The sequence below is a fragment of the Marinimicrobium sp. UBA4509 genome (assembly GCF_002388575.1).
Lineage (GTDB): Bacteria > Pseudomonadota > Gammaproteobacteria > Pseudomonadales > Cellvibrionaceae > Marinimicrobium > Marinimicrobium koreense.
Genome location: NZ_DGMV01000050.1, coordinates 46,892 through 69,962, shown reverse-complemented (window position 1 = coordinate 69,962; position 23,071 = coordinate 46,892). Strand labels below are relative to the sequence as shown.

At 57.0% G+C, this 23,071-nt stretch carries 20 protein-coding genes and 1 pseudogene; 11 read left to right on the top strand and 10 right to left on the bottom strand.

Annotated elements, in window-relative coordinates; all coding sequences use genetic code 11:
• Window positions 1–11 precede the first annotated feature (11 nt).
• On the top strand, window positions 12–521 hold the full coding sequence (locus B3520_RS08305) for an MOSC domain-containing protein (protein WP_024461514.1): 510 nt from the start codon (window positions 12–14) through the stop codon (window positions 519–521).
• Between the two features lie 35 nt (window positions 522–556).
• Here B3520_RS08305 and B3520_RS08300 read toward each other — a convergent pair.
• The 9 genes and pseudogenes from B3520_RS08300 to B3520_RS08260 form a co-directional block, all read right to left on the bottom strand.
• Window positions 557–778, bottom strand: a pseudogene (locus tag B3520_RS08300) (type II toxin-antitoxin system RelE family toxin); the annotation flags it as partial.
• A 52-nt stretch (window positions 779–830) separates the two neighbouring features.
• Complete coding sequence (locus B3520_RS08295; protein WP_286807751.1) at window positions 831–1,082, bottom strand: type II toxin-antitoxin system Phd/YefM family antitoxin; 252 nt, start codon at window positions 1,080–1,082, stop codon at window positions 831–833.
• A gap of 160 nt (window positions 1,083–1,242) precedes the next feature.
• Entirely contained in the window at window positions 1,243–1,887 is a 645-nt protein-coding gene (locus B3520_RS08290; protein ID WP_286807738.1) for a hypothetical protein, read from the bottom strand.
• 374 nt (window positions 1,888–2,261) lie between these two features.
• Window positions 2,262–2,651, bottom strand: coding sequence for a hypothetical protein (locus tag B3520_RS08285; RefSeq protein WP_286807739.1), 390 nt, complete (start codon window positions 2,649–2,651; stop codon window positions 2,262–2,264).
• Between the two features lie 495 nt (window positions 2,652–3,146).
• Window positions 3,147–3,545, bottom strand: coding sequence for a hypothetical protein (locus tag B3520_RS08280; RefSeq protein WP_286807741.1), 399 nt, complete (start codon window positions 3,543–3,545; stop codon window positions 3,147–3,149).
• A gap of 229 nt (window positions 3,546–3,774) precedes the next feature.
• Entirely contained in the window at window positions 3,775–4,605 is an 831-nt protein-coding gene (locus B3520_RS08275; RefSeq protein WP_286807742.1) for a class I SAM-dependent methyltransferase, read from the bottom strand.
• A gap of 256 nt (window positions 4,606–4,861) precedes the next feature.
• Window positions 4,862–6,442, bottom strand: coding sequence for an ABC-F family ATPase (locus tag B3520_RS08270; RefSeq protein ID WP_123638525.1), 1,581 nt, complete (start codon window positions 6,440–6,442; stop codon window positions 4,862–4,864).
• A 129-nt stretch (window positions 6,443–6,571) separates the two neighbouring features.
• Entirely contained in the window at window positions 6,572–8,707 is a 2,136-nt protein-coding gene (gene pta / locus B3520_RS08265) for a phosphate acetyltransferase (RefSeq protein ID WP_286807743.1), read from the bottom strand.
• Window positions 8,708–8,712: 5 nt separating this feature from the next.
• Window positions 8,713–9,906, bottom strand: a complete 1,194-nt coding sequence (locus tag B3520_RS08260; RefSeq protein WP_286807744.1) for an acetate/propionate family kinase — start codon at window positions 9,904–9,906, stop codon at window positions 8,713–8,715.
• A gap of 414 nt (window positions 9,907–10,320) precedes the next feature.
• On the opposite strand from B3520_RS08260, the gene ahpC reads away from it, so the two are divergent.
• The 10 genes from ahpC to B3520_RS08210 all read left to right on the top strand — a co-directional run bounded on the left by ahpC (window position 10,321) and on the right by B3520_RS08210 (window position 22,589).
• Window positions 10,321–10,887, top strand: coding sequence for an alkyl hydroperoxide reductase subunit C (ahpC, locus tag B3520_RS08255; RefSeq protein WP_123638521.1), 567 nt, complete (start codon window positions 10,321–10,323; stop codon window positions 10,885–10,887).
• A gap of 96 nt (window positions 10,888–10,983) precedes the next feature.
• Window positions 10,984–12,582, top strand: coding sequence for an alkyl hydroperoxide reductase subunit F (gene ahpF, locus B3520_RS08250; RefSeq protein WP_286807745.1), 1,599 nt, complete (start codon window positions 10,984–10,986; stop codon window positions 12,580–12,582).
• A gap of 190 nt (window positions 12,583–12,772) precedes the next feature.
• Entirely contained in the window at window positions 12,773–13,780 is a 1,008-nt protein-coding gene (locus B3520_RS08245; RefSeq protein WP_286807746.1) for a zinc-dependent alcohol dehydrogenase family protein, read from the top strand.
• Window positions 13,781–13,905: 125 nt separating this feature from the next.
• Window positions 13,906–15,144, top strand: a complete 1,239-nt coding sequence (locus B3520_RS08240) for an EAL and HDOD domain-containing protein (RefSeq protein WP_286807747.1) — start codon at window positions 13,906–13,908, stop codon at window positions 15,142–15,144.
• A gap of 94 nt (window positions 15,145–15,238) precedes the next feature.
• Window positions 15,239–15,592 (top strand): hypothetical protein, encoded by a 354-nt coding sequence (locus tag B3520_RS08235; protein ID WP_123638516.1) that lies wholly within the window; start codon window positions 15,239–15,241, stop codon window positions 15,590–15,592.
• 224 nt (window positions 15,593–15,816) lie between these two features.
• Entirely contained in the window at window positions 15,817–17,055 is a 1,239-nt protein-coding gene (locus B3520_RS08230) for a TolC family protein (RefSeq protein ID WP_286807748.1), read from the top strand.
• Window positions 17,052–18,170 (top strand): efflux RND transporter periplasmic adaptor subunit, encoded by a 1,119-nt coding sequence (locus B3520_RS08225; protein ID WP_286875849.1) that lies wholly within the window; start codon window positions 17,052–17,054, stop codon window positions 18,168–18,170. The genes B3520_RS08230 and B3520_RS08225 overlap by 4 nt, the downstream gene beginning before the upstream one ends.
• Window positions 18,171–18,185: 15 nt before the next feature.
• A complete protein-coding gene (locus B3520_RS08220; RefSeq protein WP_286875848.1) occupies window positions 18,186–21,293 on the top strand; it encodes an efflux RND transporter permease subunit in 3,108 nt (1,035 codons plus the stop codon).
• Window positions 21,294–21,302: 9 nt separating this feature from the next.
• Window positions 21,303–21,644, top strand: a complete 342-nt coding sequence (locus tag B3520_RS08215) for a P-II family nitrogen regulator (protein WP_024461489.1) — start codon at window positions 21,303–21,305, stop codon at window positions 21,642–21,644.
• A gap of 66 nt (window positions 21,645–21,710) precedes the next feature.
• Window positions 21,711–22,589, top strand: a complete 879-nt coding sequence (locus B3520_RS08210) for a cation diffusion facilitator family transporter (protein ID WP_286807650.1) — start codon at window positions 21,711–21,713, stop codon at window positions 22,587–22,589.
• A 77-nt stretch (window positions 22,590–22,666) separates the two neighbouring features.
• Here the strand turns inward: B3520_RS08210 and B3520_RS08205 are convergent.
• On the bottom strand, window positions 22,667–23,071 hold a 405-nt coding region (locus tag B3520_RS08205), incomplete at its 5' end, for a sensor histidine kinase (protein ID WP_286875846.1).

Genomic DNA, 23,071 nt, shown 5'->3' with positions numbered 1-23,071 from the left:
CCGGTGACAATATGACAGCCCAAACCCGCTTACTCGACAAGTTGTGCCAAAGCCTGCCAGAGGGGCGGCTCGAATGGATCGGCCTGCGCAGTAAGCGGCGAGGCGACATCCACGTGGTGGACAGCGCCCGGGCGGTAGAGGGGCTGGGCCTGGAAGGCGATCACCGCATGAGCAAAACCCCGGGCTCCTCTCGCCAGGTGACCCTGATAAGCCGCGAATTTATCGAGGCCATCGCTCGTCATACCGGCCACTCCGAGATCGACCCGGCGCTATTACGGCGCAACCTGGTGATCTCCGGAATGAACATGAACCTGCTGCGCCACCAGCGCCTACAGATTGGCGAAGCCGTACTGGAAACCACCGCCCTCTGTCACCCCTGTTCCCGAATGGACGAAGCCCTGGGCGCAGGGGGCGCTGCAGCGATGTTTGGCTATGGGGGACTCTGTGCCCGGATTATTCAAGGCGGCCGGATGACGGTGGGGGATGCGGTAGTGCGGTTGCCGCAACTCGCGGCGGATTAAAGCCACACCTTGTTAGGCGGTTTTATTGGTACAACTTACTTTCGTACTTTGAGCACGGAATAAACTTTACCTTTATCCCGTTTTCCTACAGCCAGAACGTACACAAGCAATTCATCGTCAACCACTTCGTAAGCCAGCCGATACCCAGCCGAACGAAGCTTGATCTTATAAGCCGACTCGTAACCGCTTAGTTTATCCGCTGGCACTCTTGGATTTTCCAGCCTGGTCGCCAGCTTTTTCTTAAACTGGCTTTTGACTGGAGCTCCAAACTTCTCCTACTATTTTAGCGCAACTGGTAGAAACTTGAGCTTATAGGTCGTCCAAAGACACTGATACTGCTTGATTCTTATCTCTTGGTCGCTCATCGAGAAGCTTAGCTAGCTCATAATCCTCAGTCATACTCGTCATAGCTTCGTAGGTCTCCGCAGGGATCAGGTATGCCACCGGCTGTCTATGGTTCAGGGCGACGATTGCTGAACCACTAGACTGAGAAAGCAGCGCGGACGGATTCTTCTTTAATTCTGATATGCTTACGGAAAAATAAGAAAAAGTATGACGAATAAATCACCAAAAGAAGACCAGTAATCAACACATGTTATTGGCCACACTTTGTCGTTTTCCTAACGCCTTACCTACATAACTTTGCGCACACGGGAGCGATTTTACGAGCGTCCCACCGCGGCCTGGGACAGTGCAGCTCTGCGCGTTGTTAAGCATATACTTATATGCTGGCAGCAGTATTGACGACCACACTAAACTCGATATCCCCTTTATCACCGTCAAACTCAGATAGTCGGTAGCTATTATCGGATAGCTCAACTACTTTTATCCAATTCCAACCCGCATTGGAAATGGTGATTTGGTGGTCGAACTTTTGTTTTCCTAACGTTAGCACTCCTCGAATATTCGCCGGGTTGGAAAAATAAACGAGAATTAGCGGTTCGTTGTCTATTGTACTAATAAATCCACCGCCACCTATGTGATCGCGGTACGGCGAAAATGCGTGAAAAGTGCCTAGCCTCAATAGCTTTGTATCGGCTGGAACAACATTTAAACCCGACTGCCTAATAGTCGCCGACTTCGCATCAATATCGCTGGGAAGGACGAGTTCAAAGGTATGGCTATTTCTGACTTCAGCAACATACAATATATCATCTGTGGGGTTTCCAAAGATTGCTCCAGGAATCGACGGGAAAATCAGCGCTAATTCCGATTCAGGTTTGTAGGCCTCGAGGCGTTTGAAACTGTAGGAGTAGAAGCCATACTTCATTTCACGGGAAAAGGAGAAAGACTCAGCCGGACTATCGACCGTGGCACAAGACTGCAGGAACGCTAAAACCAAAGTGAATACTAGACGGTATTTCATAATGTTTCCTATAGTCGCATAACGCCTTGCATGAAGGCCACATTTGAAGTGTTGGAGCTGAACCACTTGCGGTGGTGTAATGGTAAGCATTTTTATTGCTTTGCATTATCAGCTGTTCCGATTGGATTCTTACCCTGTACTACTATTCGAAAGAACGCATATATTGCCGCTGCAGCCAGAGCGTGCGTGATATCGAAAGTATAAGGGTCGCCCAGCCAAATGCTGTACACCTCAATGGCTAGTATTGCCCAAAAGGGCAAAGTAACTATAAAGACTAGCAGCCTGATATTACCTTATACCCGATCTGCATTTTCCATGTTTCAGACCTCCTTACCTGGGCAGCCAATATCAATATGCCCCGCTGTCTTGGATTGTTAAGTTGGGAAAATTACGACCAAAGCAACGCCAAACATCATGTACATTCCTACAATAAACAATAGTAATGCTAAAAGCCCTACCGTCCAGCCGAAGGAGTTGGTAATTCCGTTTATGCGATTGTACTGCTCTGGGCGAAGGGTGCACCGCATATACGATTGTGCAATCAGGCTTACCTTCAATAGTATGAAACCAACTATAGAGCCGAATAGTATTTGCCATGAAAGACTTATACAAGTCTTTAATTCAGGTCCGATCTCCTGGGAAAACCTAAGCAGTGATGATACCGACAATGTTAGTGCACCACCTGCAATCAAGAACACCGCATTCGCTAGAGAGTCTACTCTGCCTCTAATCTCTTTCCATTCATCGTGATCCAGTTCTACCATACTTTTCCTCTTGGCGCCCGGCTTCATTTGCGCCGCATTGCGGCGTCAAATGGAAACGTTTTTTATGCATCATTTTCTGATTTGTAGTGTACTTTGCAAGAATGATATATCGATTTATCAATGACTTTTCCATCGGATTTTCTGAACTCCATAGTGGCAGAGGTGTTGAACAGTAAGTCACCAGGGCTAGTAATATGGAGCTCAAAACGTGACTTCGAAGGATCTGGTAGGAGTTCAGCACAAACAACGCAATCTTTTCCGTATATTATATTTGACCACGTCTGAGCCTTCTTTAGCGCTTTCTCCAGAACGACTTGGTCATACTTGTAGGAGTTTTCTTCGCCACGCAACGACACAGGAGAATTAGCTTCGATTCCTGCACACCCTGTAGCTACAATCGCTAGAAGACCTACGAATACTTGGCATATTTTCATCGCATAGCGGTGGGAGCCTGCAAGTGCTCGGCAGCCGGAGACTGTGTGGTGCTGTGCTTCGTTATGCACTTTCGATCTTATCGCCCAGTTGCTTTGTAAAGTCCCAATGATCTCCTGTGTCGAAAGCAACAACCCAGGCGGCTTCAACAGTGTAAGGAAGATTACCATTGCTTATTGGCGAAAACGTAACGTTTATCTTCATAAGCTTAACAGATATGTCGCCAGCTATAGAGCCTCTCGAATACTTTATTGAGCCGCCTTGATCTTTTTTCTTCTCAAATCCCAAGGACGACATTACCTCTTCCACACGATAAACGGATTTAGGCTTTGGCACTTCGTTCTTGTATTTTGGGAAAAGTGCAAGTATCGGTTTTTTTTGTCCAAGATTCCGGTGAGGCAGCACCTTATATAGAATAGTTGTGGCTGCCAGGACAGCCACTACAGTTATAACTATTTCCATAATCTCAGACTCCAAATTTTTGCATAGCGCCGCGTAGACCGGTGCAAGCTTGCGAGCATCCGGCGGCCGACAGGCCGCGTAGCGATTCGCCTGCGCGTCAAGGATATTGATGAGACAGCGGTTCAGAAGACAATGCGGTGCGCAGCCCGTTTTCCCGGCTTGGGGCGTAGGCATAAAGCCGGGTGGCGGAACCCTATGGGTGCCCTGCGGGGTTACAAGCTCCGACCTTTTAATTGCTTGGCTTTTTGAACTTCAGCACCATCCGGTTGGCTTCGCCGATGGACAGATACTTTCCTTTGTCTTTTGCATCTCCCATCAAGGAGGGAGGTAAGGACCAGATTCCTTGCGGATGATCGGCAGTATCCTTCGGGTTTAGCAGCAGGTCGTTTTTGCCTTCAAAGCTGAATCCGGCTTCTTCAGCCAACGTTAACCATAGTTGTTCGGGGACATAACCTGATTTCCCCCAATCCGCATCCTGCAAGTCATCCGGTAGGCGTGGCGCCACAACTCCCAATACTCCGCCGGGTTTGAGCGCCTGATAAAAGTTGGCCAAGGCGTGATTCATTGATTTCTCGCCTTCAAATACATAAAGCTGGTTGCGAACAGAGAGCACCACATCAGCGCTCGCTGGCGGCGCAATAGCGATATCGGCCAGTGGGGCAAACTCGGTGAGTATCACATTGTCGTAAACCGGGTGCGATTCAAGTTTTTCCTGGTATTCACTCCGGGCTTTCTGCATATATTCGGCGTCCAGAAGACTGAACTTGTCAGAGAAGTGGGCAGCGTAAAGTTTTCCTTCTTTTGCCAATAATGGCGCCAGGATCTCGGTATACCAGCCAGAGCCCGGCCACACTTCAACGACGGTACTTTGCGGCGTAACTTCAAAGAACGTCAGTACCTGTTCGGGCTTGCGCGCTGAATCTCGTGCTTTGTTCTCTTCCGTACGAACCTCATGTTGCAAAGCTTGGGTGATATTGTCAGTGTCGGCAAAGCTGGTGTGGCTTGCTAGAAGAAACAGGCTTACGCAAAGTAGTTTGATGCAGGGTAGCTTGATCAGCATGGCCAGATCCTTTTGTGGTGTATATTCATTATTGAGAGTGAATGAAAATGCACTTTCACCCGTTTTTTATTGCCTGATGCCCTCAGGTAGGGTGTGTCTGTATTCAACCGGAAGACTGCCGTCTTGGGCAACGTTATATCATGCTTCAGACGGCGAGTTACGTCCTGTTTATACTGTATCGCTATAAGGCGCGAGGATAATATTCTGGAGTGCTCTTTTTGATGGATGTGGTGGCACCGCATGGGTGCCCGCCAAACTATAACCCCTGACTGCGCAGATACTCTTCATAGGAGCCGTGGAAGTCCACCAGTCCATCCGGCTTCATATCGATAATCCGGGTAGCCAGTGAAGACACAAACTCCCGATCATGGCTGACAAAAATCAGCGTTCCGGGATAATTCTCCAACGCCAGGTTCAGGGCCTCGATGGATTCCATATCAAGGTGGTTGGTGGGTTCGTCCATCAGCATGACGTTGGGGTTGAGCAGGGTCAGTTTGCCGAACAGCATCCGACCCTGTTCACCACCGGAAATCACCTTTACCGATTTTTTCACGTCGTCGTTGGAAAACAGCATGCGCCCCAGTGCGCCGCGTACCACCTGTTCATCACCGGTGGTCCACTGCTGCATCCATTCAAACAGTGTTGCCTCGTAGGCAAAATCATCGGAGTGGTCCTGTGCCACATAGCCGACGTCGGCCTGCTCGGCCCACTTGATGGTGCCCGAGTCGGCGGATACGTCTCCGTACAGGCAGCGCAGCAAGGTGGTTTTACCCGCGCCGTTGGGGCCGATGATCGCGACTTTTTCACCCGCTTCAATGCTCAGGCTCAGATCTTCGAACAGTGTCTTGTCAAACGCCTTGTTGGCTTTTTCCATGACCACCGCCAGACGGTGCAGCTTCTTGTCCTGGGAAAAGCGGATAAACGGGCTGACCCGGCTCGAGGGCGGAATGTCTTCCAGCTTGATCTTCTCCAGCTGTTTGGCCCGCGAGGTGGCCTGCTTGGCTTTCGAGGCGTTGGCAGAAAACCGGCTGACAAAGGACTGCAGATCGGCGATCTGGGTTTTCTTCTTGGCGTTTTCGTTGTGTAGCCGTTCGCGGGCGGCAGTGGAGGCGATCATGTAGTCGTCGTAGTTGCCCGGATAAATGCGCAGCTCGCCGAAATCCAGGTCCGCCATATGGGTGCAGACACTGTTCAGGAAATGCCGGTCGTGCGAAATGATGATGATGGTGCTGTTGCGTTGGGTCAGAATGCCTTCCAGCCAGCGGATGGTGTTGATGTCCAGGTTGTTGGTAGGTTCATCCAGCAGCAACACGTCGGGATCGGAGAACAGTGCCTGGGCGAGCAGCACCCGCAGCTTCCAGCCGGGAGCAATGGCGCTCATGGGGCCGGTGTGTTGTTCTTCCGGAATCTCCAGGCCCAGCAGCAGCTCGCCGGCGCGGGCTTCGGCGGTGTAGCCGTCCAGCTCGGCGAACTGTACTTCCAGTTCCGCCACCTTCATGCCGTCGTCTTCGCTCATTTCCGGCAGGCTGTAAATGCGATCGCGCTCGGCCTTTACCTTCCACAGTTCGGTGTGGCCCATGATCACGGTATCCAGCACCGTGTATTCCTCAAAGGCGAACTGGTCCTGGCGCAGCATGCCCATGCGCACATTGGGCTCGAGCATCACCTGGCCGCCGGAGGGCTCCAGGTCGCGGCCCAGAATTTTCATGAAGGTGGATTTGCCGCAGCCGTTGGCGCCGATCAGGCCGTAGCGGTTGCCGTTGTTGAATTTGACCGAGACGTTCTCGAACAGGGGCTTGGCCCCGAACTGCATCGTAATATTGGCGGTAGAGATCACAAAGGGGTCCAACTGGGAGGTGTGGGCGCCGCAAGCGCGGTAGGGGAGGGCGCAAAAGGAGCGCAGTCTACCGGATACGGGCGCCCAGCCCAAGCGGATTTGCCGGGGCGGGACGCCAGGCTGGCGGAATCAGGCGCTGGCCTGAATGGCGGTCAGGGCGATGGTGTACACAATGTCGTCCACCGAGGCGCCCCGGGACAGGTCGTTCACCGGTTTGCGCAGGCCCTGGAGCATGGGGCCGATACTCACCAGGTTGGCGCTGCGTTGTACCGCCTTGTAGGTGGTGTTGCCGGTGTTGAGGTCGGGAAAAATGAACACGTTGGCCTTGCCCGCCACCGGGCTGTCCGGGGCTTTGCTTTTGGCCACCGAGGGGACGCTGGCGGCGTCGTACTGCAGAGGGCCGTCGATCACCAGGTCCGGGCGTTTTTCCTGAGCGAGGCGGGTGGCCTCGCGCACTTTTTCCACGTCGCTGCCGGAGCCGGATTTGCCGGTGGAATAACTGATCATGGCGATGCGCGGCTCAATACCGAAGGCGATGGCTGAATCACCGGACTGGATGGCGATATCGGCCAGCTCTTCGGCGTTGGGGTCCGGGTTGACGGCGCAGTCGCCGTAAATGACCGGCTGATCCGGCAACAGCATGAAAAAGATGGAGGACACCAGCGCCGCGTCGGGTTTGGTTTTGATCAACTGCAACGCGGGGCGGATGGTGTTCGCCGTGGTGTGCACCGCACCGGAGACCAGGCCGTCGACATCGCCCTGGGCGAGCATCATGGTGGCCAGCACCACGGTATCTTCCAGCATGGCCTCGGCCATGGGCTCGGTCAGCCCCTTGTGTTTGCGCAGGGTCACCATGGGTGCCACGTAATGGCGGTACACGGTTTCGGGGTCGATGATCTCGATATCCTCGGGCAGCACCACGTTGTAGCTGGCCGCCACGCGGTGCACATCATCCGTTTTGCCGAGCAGTACGCAGCGGGCGATGCCTTTCTGATGACAGAGGGCGGCGGCCTGAACCGTGCGCGGCTCGTCGCCCTCCGGGAGCACAATGCGCTTGGGGTTGGCGCGGGCACGCTGCACCAGTTGATAGCGGAAGGCCGGAGGGGACAGTCGCTTTTCCAGCCGGACATGGGTCCGCTCAATCAGCCAGCGGGCATCCAGGTCGGCGGCGGTGCTGTCCATCACATTGTTTATGCGTTCGATATCGTCCGGCGGTACTTCGGTGTTCATGCTGTTCAGTTGTTGCGCCACCTTGAAGGTGTTGCCGCCCACCAGCAGTACTGGCAGGCCGGATTTCAGGGCGGCCTGACACAGCGCCATGACGTTCGGGTCGGGATGCAGGCTGCCGGTAAGCAGAATGCCCGCCAGTGGCACCCCGTTCAGGGCGGCCATGCAGCTGGCCACCAGAATGTCTTCCCGGTCCCCCGGAATCACCACCAGGGTGCCGGCCTTGAGGGTCTGCAGCATGTTTTTCATGGTGCGCGCGCAGACGGTGATGTTCTGCACCCGGCGCTCGAGCAGTTGCCCTTCGTTGATGATTTCGGCATTGAGGTAATCACACACATCCCGGGTGCGGGGTGCCACCAGGTGGGGTTGCCAGCGAATCGCGCCCAGGCAGCGGAAGTGCTGCTGGGAGAACACCGGAAGCGAGGCGATGATGCGCTCCAGTCCGATGTTCTCCGGCTCTTCGCTGGTAGGCTCCTCGGTGGCCACCACCTGTTGGTACTCCAGGTCCGGCGCACCCACCTTGTTCAGGACGCAGCCGAGTAACCGGGGATTGTTGAAGCCGCCGAACAGGCTGGCCGCCATTTTGATGCGCTCGTTCAGCTGTGCCGTGCTGTCGGCGTTTTTGGCGGCCACCAGGATGATATCGGCATCCAGCGCCTTGGCCATGTCCTGGTTCAGTCGATCGATGTAGTTGTTGTCCGCCAGCGGCACCAGCCCCTCCACAATCACCACTTCGGCATCGCCCGCGGATTGCTGGTACACCTGAATGACGTCTTCCATAAACGCATCGGCATCGCCCTGGGCGAGCTTCTGTTGGGCATCGCTCAGGCGCAGCGGCTCGGCTGGCTTGAGGCCCAGTGTGGCCTGGGCCATATGGGTGGAGCGCTCGGGCCCGCGATCGTTACCGGAGCGCTGGGCAATGGGCTTGCAGAACGCGACTTTGACGCCGAGCTGATCCAGTGCCCGAACCAGACCCAGGGAGACGGAGGTCAGGCCGGTACCGACGCCAGTGGCGGTAATGAAAAAGGTGTGTTGCACAGCGGTTACCCCACGCCTGATGACAGATGAGTGAGTTGAAAAGCATCGTTGGCGATCATCCACTCTTCGCGGGTGGGAATGACCACCGCGGTGGTGGTGCCTGGGGCGTTGATGCGGCCCCGGTCGTCGCCGTGCTGCCTGTTAAGGGCAGTATCACATTCAAAGCCGAACAGGGGCAGGCGTTTCAGTACCTGCTCGCGCACCGGGGCGGCGTTCTCGCCAATACCCCCGGTAAAGACCAGCGCATCCAATCTTGGCAGGCTCGCGGCGAGCGCACCGATCTGCCGCGCCAACCGGAAACAGAACACCTCAATGGCCCGCTGGGCATCGCCGTTGCCGGACTGGGCCGCTTCTGTGAGAGTGCGCATATCGTTGGACAGGGCCGACAGGCCCAGCAGCCCGCTTTCCCGGTTGAGCATGGCGGTGATCTCCGCCAGCGTCAGCCCCAGCTTCTCGGCCAGAAATTCGTGCAGGCCCGGGTCCACATCCCCGCTACGGGTGCCCATCACCAGCCCTTCGAGCGGGGTCATGCCCATGGTGGTGTCTACCGACCGACCATTGTGGATGGCGGCGGCGCTGCAGCCATTGCCCAGGTGGGCGGTAATCAGGCCGTGATCCTGCGGGTCGAGTTCCAGGCGGTGAACCGCTTCGCCCGCTACGTATTGATGGCTGGTGCCGTGAAAGCCGTAGCGGCGCACGCGCTGCTCCCGGTACAGGCGAATGGGGATGGCGTAGAGATAGGCTTCGGGCGCAAGGCTCTGGTGAAAGGCGGTATCGAACACCGCCACCTGGGGAACCGCCGGGTAGAGACGCTGCATGGCCCGGATACCCAGCAGGTTGGCCGGGTTGTGCAGCGGCGCCAGGCTGGCGCAACCCTCGATACCCTCAATGACCGCCTCATCAATGACCACCGAGCCGGAAAACACTTCGCCGCCGTGCACCACCCGGTGACCGATGGCGGCCGGGGTGCCGACGTCATCCAGCAGCGAATGCACCTCGCGCAAGGCACCGTCATGGCCCTGGTCCGGAATCGCCCGGTGCTGTTTGGCGCCCTCGCCTTGCCAGCTCATCAGCGCCTCCGCTGTCCCCAACCGCTCGGCCAGACCGGCGAGGACTTCGCGGCCCGTGTGCATATCAAACACCGAGAATTTGAGCGATGAACTGCCTGAATTGATCACCAGAACGGGACTGCGAACCATGAACGACTCCGTGACTGTGGCTATTGCCACAGTGTAGCGGCTCCGTGGTTTGAAGGGGAGTCAGCCGATGGGGGTAGGGTGGTCGGATGTTTTTCGGAGTTGAAGGCTTGTTCGTGGTTGCCCAACGTGTGGTTACGGCGGATGCGGGCTTCGCCCTTATCCGCCCTACGCCAACTTCGGCAGGTTACATGGCCGCGCAGAATGCGGGTAGCACGGCAGGTCGCGTAGGGCGGATAAGCGCAGCGCATCCGCCGTAACCAGGGCGACACAAAGCCATATTTATTAACTATTAAACCCATATTGCCAATAGCTATCACACTCATTGATATATAGAACTTCTATTAAAAGATATTTTTTAATAGCATAAGCCTCGTATTAGGTTTTCCCTTAAATCCACTCAACGAGGAACTTTGCATGTCTCGCTATATTGAATCCGACCTGAAACCCTTCAGTGCCCATGCTTACCACAACGGTGAGTTCGTAAAAGTCACTGACGAAGATGCGAAGGGTAAGTGGGCCGTATTCTTCTTTTACCCCGCCGACTTCACTTTTGTATGCCCCACCGAGCTGGGCGACCTGGCGGACAACTACGCTGAATTCCAGAAGCTGGGTGTCGAGATCTACTCGGTGTCCACCGATACCCACTTCACCCACAAGGCGTGGCACGACTCCTCCGAAACCATCGGTAAGCTCCAGTTTCCGATGATTGCGGACCCGACCGGTCAGATCAGCCGCAACTTCAACGTGCTGATTGAAGAGGAAGGCATCGCCGATCGCGGTACCTTTGTGGTCGACCCTCAGGGCAAGATCCAGATCGTGGAGATCACGGCGGGTGGTATCGGCCGCGATGCGTCCGAGCTGCTGCGCAAGATCAAAGCCGCCCAGTACATCGCCGCTCACCCGGGCGAAGTCTGCCCCGCCAAGTGGAAAGAAGGTGAGGAGACACTGGCTCCGTCACTGGACCTGGTCGGCAAGATTTAATCCCGACCCGTTCATTGCTTAATCACGCCTTAGGCCCATCTTCGGATGGGCCCTTTTTTAACGAATCCGTTAGACCGAATTTTTAAGGACACACCGATGTTGGATGCAACGCTGAAACAGCAACTGGACACCTATTTGCAGAAGATCGTCAATCCGATCGAGATTCGTGTGTCCGGTAATGAAACCCCCAAGTCTTCCGAGCTGGAGAGTCTGGCGAGTGAAATCGCCGAGTTGTCCGCCAAAATTGAACAGAAACCCGGTAACGGCAAGCGCCGTCCGGCCATGGCGATTGCCCCCGCCGGTGAAGAACCCCGCGTCAGCTTCGCGGGTATTCCCATGGGGCACGAATTCAGTTCGCTGGTACTGGCGCTGCTTCAGGCGGGCGGTCATCCGTCCAAGGCCGACCCGGAGGTGTTGGAGCAGGTGCGTCAGTTGGAAGGCGAATTCCATTTTGAAACCTACATTTCCCTGTCCTGCCAGAACTGCCCGGATGTGGTTCAGGCCCTGAACCTGATGGCGACCCTGAATCCGAATATCACCCACGAGATGATCGACGGTGGTCTGTTTCAACAGGAAGTGGAAGAGCGCCAAGTGATGGCGGTGCCCGCCGTTTATCTGAACGGCGAACACTTTGGTCAGGGCCGCATGACCCTGGAAGAGATCGTCAATAAGCTGGACACCGGTGCGGCCGACCGGAAGGCCGCCGCGCTGAGTGAGCGAGATCCCTATGATGTATTGATTGTCGGTGGTGGCCCCGCCGGTGCCGCCGCGGCCGTATACGCCGCGCGCAAGGGCGTGCGCACCGCCCTGTTGGCCGAGCGTTTTGGTGGCCAAGTGATGGATACCATGGGCATTGAAAACTTTATCTCGGTGCCCTATACCGAGGGTCCGAAACTGTCCGCCGGGTTGGAGCAGCACGTCAAGGAATACGGCGTGGACATCATCACCGAACAGCGTGCGGCGAGCATCGCCCGGCACAAGATGATTGACCTGGAACTGGAAAGCGGCGCGACTCTGTCGAGCAAATCCGTGGTGCTGGCCACCGGTGCCCGTTGGCGCGAGCTGGGCGTGCCCGGCGAAGCCAAGTACCGCAACAAGGGCGTCGCTTACTGCCCGCACTGTGATGGCCCCTTCTTTAAAGGCAAGCATGTCGGGGTGATTGGCGGCGGTAACTCTGGTGTCGAGGCGGCGATTGATCTCGCAGGCATTGTCGAGCATGTGACCGTGTTCGAATATGCCGACACGCTCAAAGCGGATGACGTGTTGCAACGCAAGGCGCGATCCATGCCGAATGTCACCATCATTACCAGCGCCCAGACCACCGAGATCAACGGCGATGGCAACAAGGTCAACGGCATCACTTACACCGATCGCCTGACCGGCGCGAGCCAGACCATTGAGTTGGCCGGGGTGTTTGTCCAGATTGGCCTGGTGCCCAATACTGAATGGCTCAAGGGCAGCGACCTGGCGTTGAACCGCTTTGGTGAAATCGAGATCGACGCCCGCGGTGCGACTTCCATGCCCGGCGTGTTTGCCGCGGGGGATGCCACCACCGTGCCGTACAAGCAGATCGTGATTTCCATGGGTGCCGGTGCGACGGCGGCGTTGAGTGCCTTTGATCATCTGATTCGCAGTTCGGTGGAAGAGGAAGATGATGCGGCGGCAACGGCGAAAGCCGAAGTGGCTACGGCGTAGGTTCACTTACGGTAACGGCGGATGCGTGCTTCGCACTTATCCGCCCTACGGGTACCTCGGAGCCAGGCGTAGGGCGGATAAGGCCAAAGGCCGCATCCGCCGTCACCCAACGCCTGCACCATCCCCCAACCACACCCACCTCCCCATAAGCTACACTGGGATCATTCGTTTCACCTCGAAGGAGTGCCCCATGAAAACCATTGCGGTACGCAACCCCGCCACCCTCGAATCTCTGGAGCTTCAAAACCGCCCGGAGCCGGGTGAACCCGGTCCGGGGGAAATCCGCGTGCGTCTGCACGCCAGCTCCCTCAACTTTCATGACCTGAGCGTGGTCACCGGCATCATCCCCACCGAGGACAACCGTATCCCCATGTCCGACGGCGCGGGGGTGGTGGATGCCGTGGGGCCGGAGGTCACCGAGTTCCAACCGGGCGATCATGTGGTGTCCACCTTCTTCCCCCAATGGTTGTCGGGCCCACCCCGTATCGGTGATTTCTCCACTACCCCCGGTGACGGCATTGATGGCTATGCCCGGGAGTCGGTCGTGCGCCCGGTACACTATTTCACCCTGTCCCCGAAAGGCTATAGCCACGAAGAAGCGGCGACCCTGACCACCGCCGGCCTCACCGCCTGGCGGGCTCTGGTCGTCGATGGTGGCCTGAAAGCGGGCGCGACGGTGCTCACCCTGGGCACCGGTGGGGTATCGATCTTTGCGGTGCAGATGGCCAAGGCCATGGGGGCGCAGGTGATTGCCACGTCGTCCTCCGATGCCAAGCTGGAAAAGCTCAAAGCCCTCGGTGCCGATCATGTGATCAACTACCAGAACGATCCCGAGTGGGGCAAAACGGTGCGCAAGCTCACCGATGGTTACGGCGCCGACCACATCATCGAAGTGGGCGGCCCCGGCACCTTGCCGCAATCGATCAACGCGGTGGCAATTGGCGGACACATCGCATTGATCGGGGTGTTGACCGGCGTGGCGGGCGATATTCCGACCGCTCGCCTAATGGCAAAGCAGGCTCGAATTCAGGGGCTGATTGTCGGCAGTCGTGCGGATCAGCAAGCGATGGTGCGCGCACTGGAAGTGCTCAGCTTCAAGCCGGTGATTGACCGATCATTTGCTCTGGAAGATATCGCTGACGCCTTTCAGTATGAACAGTCGGGCCAACACTTTGGCAAGATCACCTTGACGATTTAGTCGCGTTGGGTGGTCCGGGGCACCTCGAGGGTGCCCCTGTTAAACTTACCGACACCGGGGCGACAGGGGTCTGTCTGGCACGTATACTCACATCGTCAAGACAACAATTACATTAGAGTTTCCCAATGGCGAATGGCCCCGACTTGCCGGCAGACGATTCCGACAGTGAACTGAATGTTCTTCTGGCAGCACAGCCCATATACGACCGAGAGAATGCAGTGGCCGGTGTGGAGCTGCTGTATCGAAACGACGAGGGCCAGACCGCCTTTGATGTCGGTGAGCGCAACGCGACCAACGAACTGTTGTTCAACTTCTGTACGGGCGTCAGCGATCAGATCAAGCGCTATCAGGCCCCGGCTTTTATTAACGTGTCCCGCAGCTTTTTGTGTTCCGGTGCGTTTCTGCCCATCGACCCGGGTCGGGTCGTGGTGGAGCTGGTAGAGAGGATCGACCCGGACGCGGAAGTGATCGAAGCGGTTCGGCGTTGGCACCAGCGCGGCTTCAGTTTTGCGCTGGACGATTTTGAGTTCAAACCCGAGTGGGAACCCCTGTTGCGCATGTCTTCCATCATCAAAGTGGATGTGGAGAAAACCCCCTTTCATCAGGCCCTCACCTACCGCAAACAGTTATCCCACTACCCGGTGCGCTGGCTGGCCGAGCGAATTGAAACACCCGAAGATCATCAACGTTTCTATGCCGCTGGTTTCGATCTGTTTCAGGGCTACTTCTTTGCCCGCCCGAAAATCATTCACGGAAAGAAACTCAGCCCCGCCGCATTGAATGTCGCCCGCCTGATCGGACTTCTGTACGCACTTGAACCCGATATTGATCGTATCACCCAGGTATTGTCCGAAGATCCGATGCTGTCGGTGAGTCTGATCCGGATCGTCAACAGCCCCCTTTACAAAACCCGCCAGGAAGTCAGCTCGCTCAAAGAGGTGGTCATGCGCATGGGCATCCTGGCGATCCGTCGTTGGGTATTGCTGATTTCTTCCCTGCAGGGTGGCTCGCCGGAAAAGGTGCGGTTGATTCTGGTGCGTGCCCAGGCCTGCGCCGCGCTGTCTGAATACTACCGGGGTAAACCGCTGGATTCCGGTCGGGCGTTCCTGGCCGGGCTGCTGTCCGGGGCGGATGTGATGCTGGGCGTTGATCTGCCGACGTTTCTGGATGCGCTGGATATTTCCAGTGATGTGAAAGCCGCCGCGTTGACCCGAGAAGGCGGTCTTGGAAAGGTGGTCGATGTCATAGAGCGGCTGGAGCGCCGCCTGGCGATGAAACAAGACCTGTCTACCGTCAACCGAACCCTGGTTCGGCTGTACGAACAGAGCGCACAGAACGTGCAGGCGCTGTTCAACCATGTCTGATCGGCACTTTGCCCGTCATTGAGTGGCGTGCAATGAGCTATTGACCGTGTGGAGTGCTTGTCGTCCTTGGTCGTTAGCAGGTAGACTCCATGCCATGAAGAGAAGCTCCCTGATCCTGTTTCTGATGTTGGTGGCTGTCGCGAACCTGGTGTTCGCTGCGGACTGGCATGAGTTGGTGATGGGAGATGCAACGGCATTGGAGCAGATCGCGGATGCGGATAGCGCCGTCGATGCCGATCACTCAGAACACTCTCACTCCGAGCATTCTCATCCTCCGGGTGGAAGCTGCGTTCACGCCCACAGCTGTCACGCCCACGCTCATCTGTTCTTTGTCGCCAATGGTGATTTTGGCTCCCTCCGACCGATCGGCCACCGCTGGCAGGCGGAGCACTTGCCCCTACCTCCGCAGTTCTTTATGGCACCCGATGTGCCACCTCCCATAGCCTGATTTGACACCTTAGTGATCAAGCGATGACTTGTCGGCCCGACGATTGGCCCGGCATGAGTCGGCCCGTGTCTATTTCTGAACCATCAGGCAGGTAACACATGTTTCTCTCTCTATTCACCCTTCCGTCAAGGCGGAGGGGGCTATTTGGGCTTATTGCGCTCCTGTGGGCCTCGACCGCTGTGCCCGCGGGAGCGGCGCCAAAGCCTCTGTCCTTGAATGAGGCCTTGGCTTATACCCTGGAGCGACACCCCGAGTTGGCGCAGTTTCCTTATCGTCGCCGAGCGGCAGAAGCCCGTGAACTTCAGGCGGGCTTGAGGCCCAACCCGGAGCTGGCCGTGGAGGTGGAAAATATTGGCGGCAGTGGCCGTTTTAGCGGTACCGGTTCGGCCGAAACCTCGCTGGTGCTGAGTCAACTGATCGAGCTGGGAGGTAAACGCGGCCAGCGGGAAGACGTTGCACGCTATCGCACTGACCTGGTTGATAGTGAGTACCGTCAGGTTCGCTGGCAGGTCCTGGCGGAAACGGTACGTCGCTATCTGAGTGTCGCGGAAGCCCAGGAAGACATCCAACTGGCCGAGCTCTCTTTGGCGTTGGCGCGGGAAAGCCGGGAAACCATCCAGCGGCGTGTCCAGGCAGGAACCACCAGCGATGCGTCTCTTCAGCGTTCGGCCATTGCGGTCACTCGGGCGGAGCTGGCCCTTGAGTCGGCCCAGCAGCAGTTGGCGTCGGCCCGAGTCGAGCTCGCCGCGCAGTGGGGCGAGACCGAACCGGATTTCGAGCGGGTTAGCGCCGCACTTTACGACCTGGTGGCGTTGCCGGAATTCAGCCGAGTACGCCGTCACCTGGAAGATTCTCCACAGCTGTCCCGCTATATCACCGAACGGCGACTGCGCGAAGCGGAATTGCAGTTGGCCCGGGCCCGTGGCCGGCAGGACCTTCGAGTTGGGGTCGGCGTCAGGCAGGTGCGGGAAACCGACGACCACGCCTTTACCCTGAGCCTGTCCATGCCGCTCGGCGTCAGCGATCGAAACCAGGGCGAAGTCCGGGCCCGTCAGGCCGAGTACGAGCAACTGGCACTGGAAGAGAAAGCAACTCGGGTGCAATTGATGGCCCGAATCCAGCGGTTGTACCAGGAGCTGGAAGTGTTCCGTAACACGGCGCTTCGCCTGCGAGGGGAGGCATTGCCTTCCGCGCGCGCCGCCCTTGAGAGCATTCGCCGTGGCTATCAGGAAGGGCTCTATACCTACCTGGAGTTGGTGGATGCCCGGCAAGAGCGCCTGGCGGTAGAGCGCGATGCGCTCAAGGCGGCCATCAACTTCCACCAGACGCTGGTGACTCTCGAACAACTGACTGGCACGGGGTTGACCGGGCAATGGAGTCTGACTCCCGACTCAATAGAAGGGGTCAGTGAACCCTACGAACCCGAAACCCGTTTTACTAAAGAACAAGCAGGTGAATCATGAAGCCGTTAGCATCCGTCTGGATTTTTATGATCAGTATCGCGCTGCCCTTGTCCGGGGTCAGCATCAATGCACAGGCTCAGCAAACCGAACACAACGATCACGAGCACGAACAAGCGCAGGAAGGAGAAACCCATAACGAAGAAAAGCACGGCGAGCACGAGGGCCACGGTGAGGAGGAAAACCACGGTGAGCGGGAATCTGATCACCAAGCCCATGGAGAAGGGGAAGAAGCCCATAATGAAGCGGGCGGAGGAGCCCACGAGGAGCATGGCGGGCATGAAGGCCACGAAGAGCAAGGAGCCTCGGTTGATCCCGAAACGCTCCGGGCGTTGGGTGGAGAAGTGAAAGTTGCAGGCCCCGGAAAAGTAAGTCAGACCGTGTCTCTGCCAGGAGAAGTTCGCCTGAACAAAGAAGCGGTGGCTCAGGTTAGCCCTCGTTACCCGGCCCAGATTGTTGATGTCAGTGCCCGGATTGGTGATTCCGTTTCGGCCGGCGATACCCTCGCGGTTGGCGAGAGCTCCCAGACCCTGCAGCGCTTTCCGCTCAAGTCCCTGATTCGCGGCACGGTCATTGATCGCTCCGCAACACTGGGCGAACAGATTCAACCCACCGACGCCGCGTTCGTTGTGGCGGACCTTTCCACGCTCTGGGTCGATATTGCGCTCTACCCACGGCAGATTGGGCGTGTGGAGACAGGTCAGCCGGTGCGCCTTAGCACGGCGTTCGGTCCCGAACCGGTCAACGCCCGAATCGATTATCTCGATCCCATGGTCAGCGAACAGCTACGCACCGGCCTGGCCCGGGTATATCTTGATAACACGTCCGGCCAATGGCGTCCCGGCATGTTTATTGAGGCTGAGGTGACGCTGGCCGAGACACAGGCCGAGGTGGTGGTGCCTCATACGGCGGTCATCGAATATCAGGGCCGCGAGGTGGTTTTTGTACGGGAGGGTGAGCGTTGGCACCCCCGGCCCGTCACTCTGGGTGCAAAAGATCGGGACCAGGTGGTCATCCGGTCCGGTCTCGCTTCCGGTGAACAATACGTCGCAAAAGGCGGTTTCACGCTGAAAGCGGATTTGCTCAAGAGTGAATTCGAATCGGGCCACAACCACTAGCACGCGGAGGTTTTTATGCAAGCGATTATTCGAGCGGCGTTGCAAAACCGGCTGCTGGTGGTGGTGATGGCCCTGGCCACGGTGATTGGTGGCTATGCCGCCTATCGGAGTCTGCCGGTGGATGCCTACCCGGACATTTCACCTTCGTTGGTACAGGTGTTTGTAGAGACCGAAGGGCTCGCGCCGGAAGAGGTGGAAAAGTATGTGACCTACCCCCTGGAAAGCGCCATGAACGGCTTGCCCAAACTGGACCATGTTCGGTCAGTGTCGAACTTTGGCCTGTCGGTGGTGAACATCTATTTCGAGGACGGCACGGACATCTATTTCGCCCGACAACTGGTCAGCGAACGGCTGCAACAGGCCAGAGAGGCCATTCCGAACGGGTTTGGTGAACCGGTCATGGGGCCGATTACCACCGGTCTGGGACAGATTCTGTTCTATGTGCTGGAAGATACCAGTGGTGAGTACAGCCGCACCGAAATGCGTGAAATTCAGGACTGGATTGTCAAGTTCACCCTGCAGACGGTCAAGGGCGTGACTGAAGTGCTGTCCATTGGCGGTAACGTCAAGCAGTTTCAGGTGCGTATCGATCCGCAGGCGCTGTTGCAGTACGACATTTCCTTGCCGCAGATCAAACGCCGGATCGAAGCAAACAATGCCAATGCCGGTGCCCAGTTTATTATCCAGAATGACGAGCAATTCATTGTTCGCTCTGTCGGTCTGGCAAAAGATCTTGATGACCTTCGCAACATCGTGGTCAAAAGCGTTGATGGTATACCCGTCTATCTGCATCAGCTGGGCGAACTGGCCATTGGTGGTGAAATCCGTCGCGGGTTGACCACCAAGGATGGCGAAGGCGAAGCCGTGGTGGGGATGGTGTTAAAGCTGATTGGTGCCAACACCTCCAATGTGATCGGTGCAGTGAAAGAGGAGTTGGCGACCATCAACGCTAACTTGCCGGAAGGGGTTGAAGTCAGCCCCTATTACGACCAGGCGCAACTGGTCAAGGCCGCCGTTTCCACCGTCACCAATGCGTTGCTTCAGGGTATTGCTTTGGTCGCGATCGTGTTGCTCGCCTTTATGGGGGGCTGGCGACCTAGCCTGGTAGTGGCGCTGTCCATTCCGTTCTCGGTGTGCCTGGCGTTGATTGCCATGAAATGGTTTGGTATCTCCGCAAACCTGATGTCCCTGGGTGGTCTGGCCATCGCCATCGGCATGATGGTGGACGGCGCCGTAGTGGTGGTCGAGAACATCGACCGACTGTTGCGCGAGTCCTCCGCGGATGAGTCGCGCCTGCACATAGTGGCGCGGGCCAGTCAGGCGGTAGCGCGGCCCATACTCTTTGCCATCAGCATCATTATTGTGGTGTTCCTGCCCCTGTTCAGCTTGCAGGGGGTGGAAGGGGCCACCTTCCGGCCGCTGGCGTACACGGTCTCTCTGGCCATGGTGGGCTCGCTGATTTTTGCTCTGGTGGTGGCTCCGGTGGTGGCCTCTTTGATCATGCGCCGCCCGAAGTCAGAACAGGCTTCAGACGAGCCCAGTGGTTTGATTGGCTTTGTCGCCCGTGGTTACCGACCGCTATTGCAGGGCGTTATCCGACGCCGCTGGATTGGGGTGACCATCGCGGGACTGGTACTTGCCGTCGGTGTAGCTGTTGGGCCTCGTCTTGGCTCCGAGTTTGTGCCTCGATTCAACGAGGGGGATCTGCTGATTCGGGCCACTATGGCGCCCTCCATCTCGCTGGATAAGGCCAAACAGTCCATGACGCTGTTTGAACGTCAGTTGCTGGAGCGTTTCCCGGAAGTGACTCAGGTCGTGACCCGGATCGGCCGCGGTGAAGTCGGTGCGCATGCCGACCCGGTAAACAGCGCGGAGATCTTTGTCGGACTCAAACCCAAGGAGCAGTGGCAGACGGCGGAAACACTCGATGGCCTATACTCCGCAATGAGCGCCGAGTTTGAAGACTTCCCCGGCACCAAGTTCAATTTTACCCAGCCCATTGCCGCAGCGGTGGATGAGTTACTTACCGGGACAAAAGCCGAGCTGGCCGCCAAGCTCTTTGGGGATGATCTGAGTGTTCTGGATCAGAAAGCCACGGAAATTGCCGAGGTGATGCGTCAGGTCTCTGGTGGGGAAGACGTGCAGAAGGACCAGGTGGGAGGCACACCCCAGGTTCGCATCGAACTGGACCGGGAAGCCATTGCCCGCTATAACCTGAATGTATTGGATGTACAGGAAACCATCAGTATCGCCATTGGCGGGGACAGCGCCGGTCAGGTGTTCGAGGGTATCCGTCGGTTTGATATCTATGTGCGCCTGAAAGAGTCCTCAAGAGACCGAACGGAAGTGATTCGGGATCTGAAAGTTCGCAACGAACAGGGCCAGCAGATTCCTCTCAGCGAGCTCGCCAGAGTGGAAGAGGTGGTTGGTCCACGACAGGTTACCCGGGAAAACAACCAGCGCTTTATCACCATTCAGGCCAACGTCCGGGACCGGGATATTGGCTCCTATGTGGCCGAGGCGGATCGAATGATTGCCGAGCAGGTGGAGCTTCCGCCGGGCTATTTCCTGAAGTGGGGCGGCCAGTTCGAACTTCAGCAGCAGGCCAACAAGCGCTTGATGGTGGTGGTGCCGATCACCCTGACGCTGGTATTTTTCATGCTGTACGCCAACTTCGGTTCTCTGCGCAATGCGCTGTTGATCATGCTCAATATTCCTCTGGCCTTGGTTGGCGGTATTGTATCGCTGTGGCTGGCGGGGCTGAGCCTATCGGTGCCGGCGTCCGTGGGCTTCATTGCCCTGTTCGGTATCGCGCTTGAGAACGGCTTGGTATTGGTCAGCTACCTGAATGAGTTGGTGCGCGATGGTGTGCCAATGGCGAAAGCCTGCGTTCAGGGCGCGATGGCGCGCTTGCGCCCGGTCATAATGACGGCGGTCACCACCGGACTGGGCCTGGCGCCCCTGCTGTTTGCTACAGGCACGGGCAGCGAAGTACAGCGACCGTTGGCGGCGGTAGTGATCGGTGGCTTGGTGACCGCCACCATTCTCACGCTGGTTATTCTGCCAGCGCTGTATCCCTGGTTCGCCGATCGTGTGAATGGCGACGACCAGGCAACATCTTGAGGTGACACCATGCAAGAGATTAAAGCTTATATAAAGACACGTAGGCTGGAGTCAGTGACGTTGGCCCTACACCGCCTGGACGGCATCACCGGGATGAGCGTGTCGGACGTTCGAGGGTTCGGACGCAGTAAGGCGCACAGCAGTGCAACGCACCCGATTGCGGGTGCGTCGGAATTTTCCGAACACGTGAAACTGGAAATTGTGTGCCAGGATCACTTGGTGGATGACGTGGTGGAACTGCTCAAAACCGAGGCTCATACCGGGCTTAGAGGCGATGGTCGCATTTTTGTGACCGACGTGCGTCGTGCCGTCCGCATACAGGATGGAGTAGAAGGCGACTCGGTGGTTTGATCCAGGCCTGAGCCGGTCGCCTGGGCGACCGGCAATTTCTTATTTTTGGAGGCGGGGAGGGTAAAGATGCACGATCATGGTCACAGTCATGGAGGCGAAGGTGTGCGCATCGGCTGGGCGTTTTTCTTGAACGTTGGCTTTACCATTATTGAGTTTGTCGGTGGTGTACTGACTAACAGTACTGCCATCATGGCCGATGCAGTGCACGATCTGGGCGACTCCTTGTCTATCGGATTTGCCTGGTTGCTGGCCCGGTTGAGCAGTAAGCAGGCTACGGCCAGTTTCACCTACGGGTATCGTCGTTTCTCCTTATTGGGCTCTTTCATAAACGCGTTGGTACTCATTGTCGGCTCGGTGTGGGTGCTCAGTGAAGCGATTCCCCGACTCGATGATCCGCCCATGCCGATGGCAGGGGGCATGCTGGGCATGGCGGTCTTTGGTGTACTCGTCAATGGTTTTGCCGCCTACAAGCTCAGCAAGGGCAAGACGCTGAATGAACGCGTCCTGAACTGGCACCTGATGGAAGACGTATTGGGCTGGGTCGCCGTTCTGGTGGTAGCGATCATTCTGATGTTCGTCGATTGGCCGATTCTTGACCCATTGCTTTCTATCGGCTTTACGTTGTTCATTCTGTTCAATGTGGGTCGCAATTTCTGGCAGACAGTCAGACTGTTCCTGCAGGCGTCCCCAAGTCCTGAGCTGAAGCAGTCCGTAGAACAAACCCTGCGTTCGTTGCCGGGCGTCGAGGACCTGCACCATTTGCATCTTTGGTCGTTAGATGGGGAGCGTCATGTGTTGTCCGTGCATCTGAGAACCGGGGAGCTGAACAGCGTTGAAGACCAGAAACAGTTGAAACATGCCATTTCTCACGCCCTTTCCGAGTATGAGTTGGCACATACAACGGTTGAGCTGGAGTTCGATACAGAGCCATGTAGGGATCGTTGACTACACCTCCCTCTGGGTCTCAATCATTGGGTAACGGTGCTCTGTTAGCAATTGACTAAAGCCAGGAAGTGATGCCCCTATGTTGGAGACGATGGGAGCCAGACTGCTGCACATAACCCCGTTCGACGGTCGGAGCGCTCCTCCAGTGTCAATATGCCGCCGTGGCGCTCGGTGATTCTCTGGGCGATTGCCAGGCCGAGGCCGGCTCCGGAGCCCTGGCGCTGGTCGAGGCGGACGAAGCGGTTGAGCGCCTTGTTTCGATCCTCTTCCGGTATGCCCGGGCCATGGTCGCAGATTGTAAGCTGGTACCCACCGCGAGTCGGGCTCAATGTGAGTGTTACTTCACTGCTCTCAGGCCCGTACTGTATGGCATTGGCCAGTAATGAGCGAATCATGGTGTTGATCAGCGTGGGGTTGCCCATAATCCAGGCTTCGCCATCTGTTTCGAGCAACTGCAGCTCAATCTGCTTTTCCTGGGCCAT

What these genes read in the sequence shown, in the direction of transcription:
- B3520_RS08305 (WP_024461514.1), top strand. Translation starts at nt 12, where the DNA reads ATGACAGCCCAAACCCGCTTACTCGACAAGTTGTGCCAAAGCCTGCCA.
- B3520_RS08290 (WP_286807738.1), bottom strand. Translation starts at nt 1,887, where the DNA reads ATGAAATACCGTCTAGTATTCACTTTGGTTTTAGCGTTCCTGCAGTCT.
- B3520_RS08285 (WP_286807739.1), bottom strand. Translation starts at nt 2,651, where the DNA reads ATGGTAGAACTGGATCACGATGAATGGAAAGAGATTAGAGGCAGAGTA.
- B3520_RS08280 (WP_286807741.1), bottom strand. Translation starts at nt 3,545, where the DNA reads ATGGAAATAGTTATAACTGTAGTGGCTGTCCTGGCAGCCACAACTATT.
- B3520_RS08275 (WP_286807742.1), bottom strand. Translation starts at nt 4,605, where the DNA reads ATGCTGATCAAGCTACCCTGCATCAAACTACTTTGCGTAAGCCTGTTT.
- B3520_RS08260 (WP_286807744.1), bottom strand. Translation starts at nt 9,906, where the DNA reads ATGGTTCGCAGTCCCGTTCTGGTGATCAATTCAGGCAGTTCATCGCTC.
- ahpC (WP_123638521.1), top strand. Translation starts at nt 10,321, where the DNA reads ATGTCTCGCTATATTGAATCCGACCTGAAACCCTTCAGTGCCCATGCT.
- ahpF (WP_286807745.1), top strand. Translation starts at nt 10,984, where the DNA reads ATGTTGGATGCAACGCTGAAACAGCAACTGGACACCTATTTGCAGAAG.
- B3520_RS08245 (WP_286807746.1), top strand. Translation starts at nt 12,773, where the DNA reads ATGAAAACCATTGCGGTACGCAACCCCGCCACCCTCGAATCTCTGGAG.
- B3520_RS08240 (WP_286807747.1), top strand. Translation starts at nt 13,906, where the DNA reads ATGGCGAATGGCCCCGACTTGCCGGCAGACGATTCCGACAGTGAACTG.
- B3520_RS08235 (WP_123638516.1), top strand. Translation starts at nt 15,239, where the DNA reads ATGAAGAGAAGCTCCCTGATCCTGTTTCTGATGTTGGTGGCTGTCGCG.
- B3520_RS08225 (WP_286875849.1), top strand. Translation starts at nt 17,052, where the DNA reads ATGAAGCCGTTAGCATCCGTCTGGATTTTTATGATCAGTATCGCGCTG.
- B3520_RS08220 (WP_286875848.1), top strand. Translation starts at nt 18,186, where the DNA reads ATGCAAGCGATTATTCGAGCGGCGTTGCAAAACCGGCTGCTGGTGGTG.
- B3520_RS08215 (WP_024461489.1), top strand. Translation starts at nt 21,303, where the DNA reads ATGCAAGAGATTAAAGCTTATATAAAGACACGTAGGCTGGAGTCAGTG.
- B3520_RS08210 (WP_286807650.1), top strand. Translation starts at nt 21,711, where the DNA reads ATGCACGATCATGGTCACAGTCATGGAGGCGAAGGTGTGCGCATCGGC.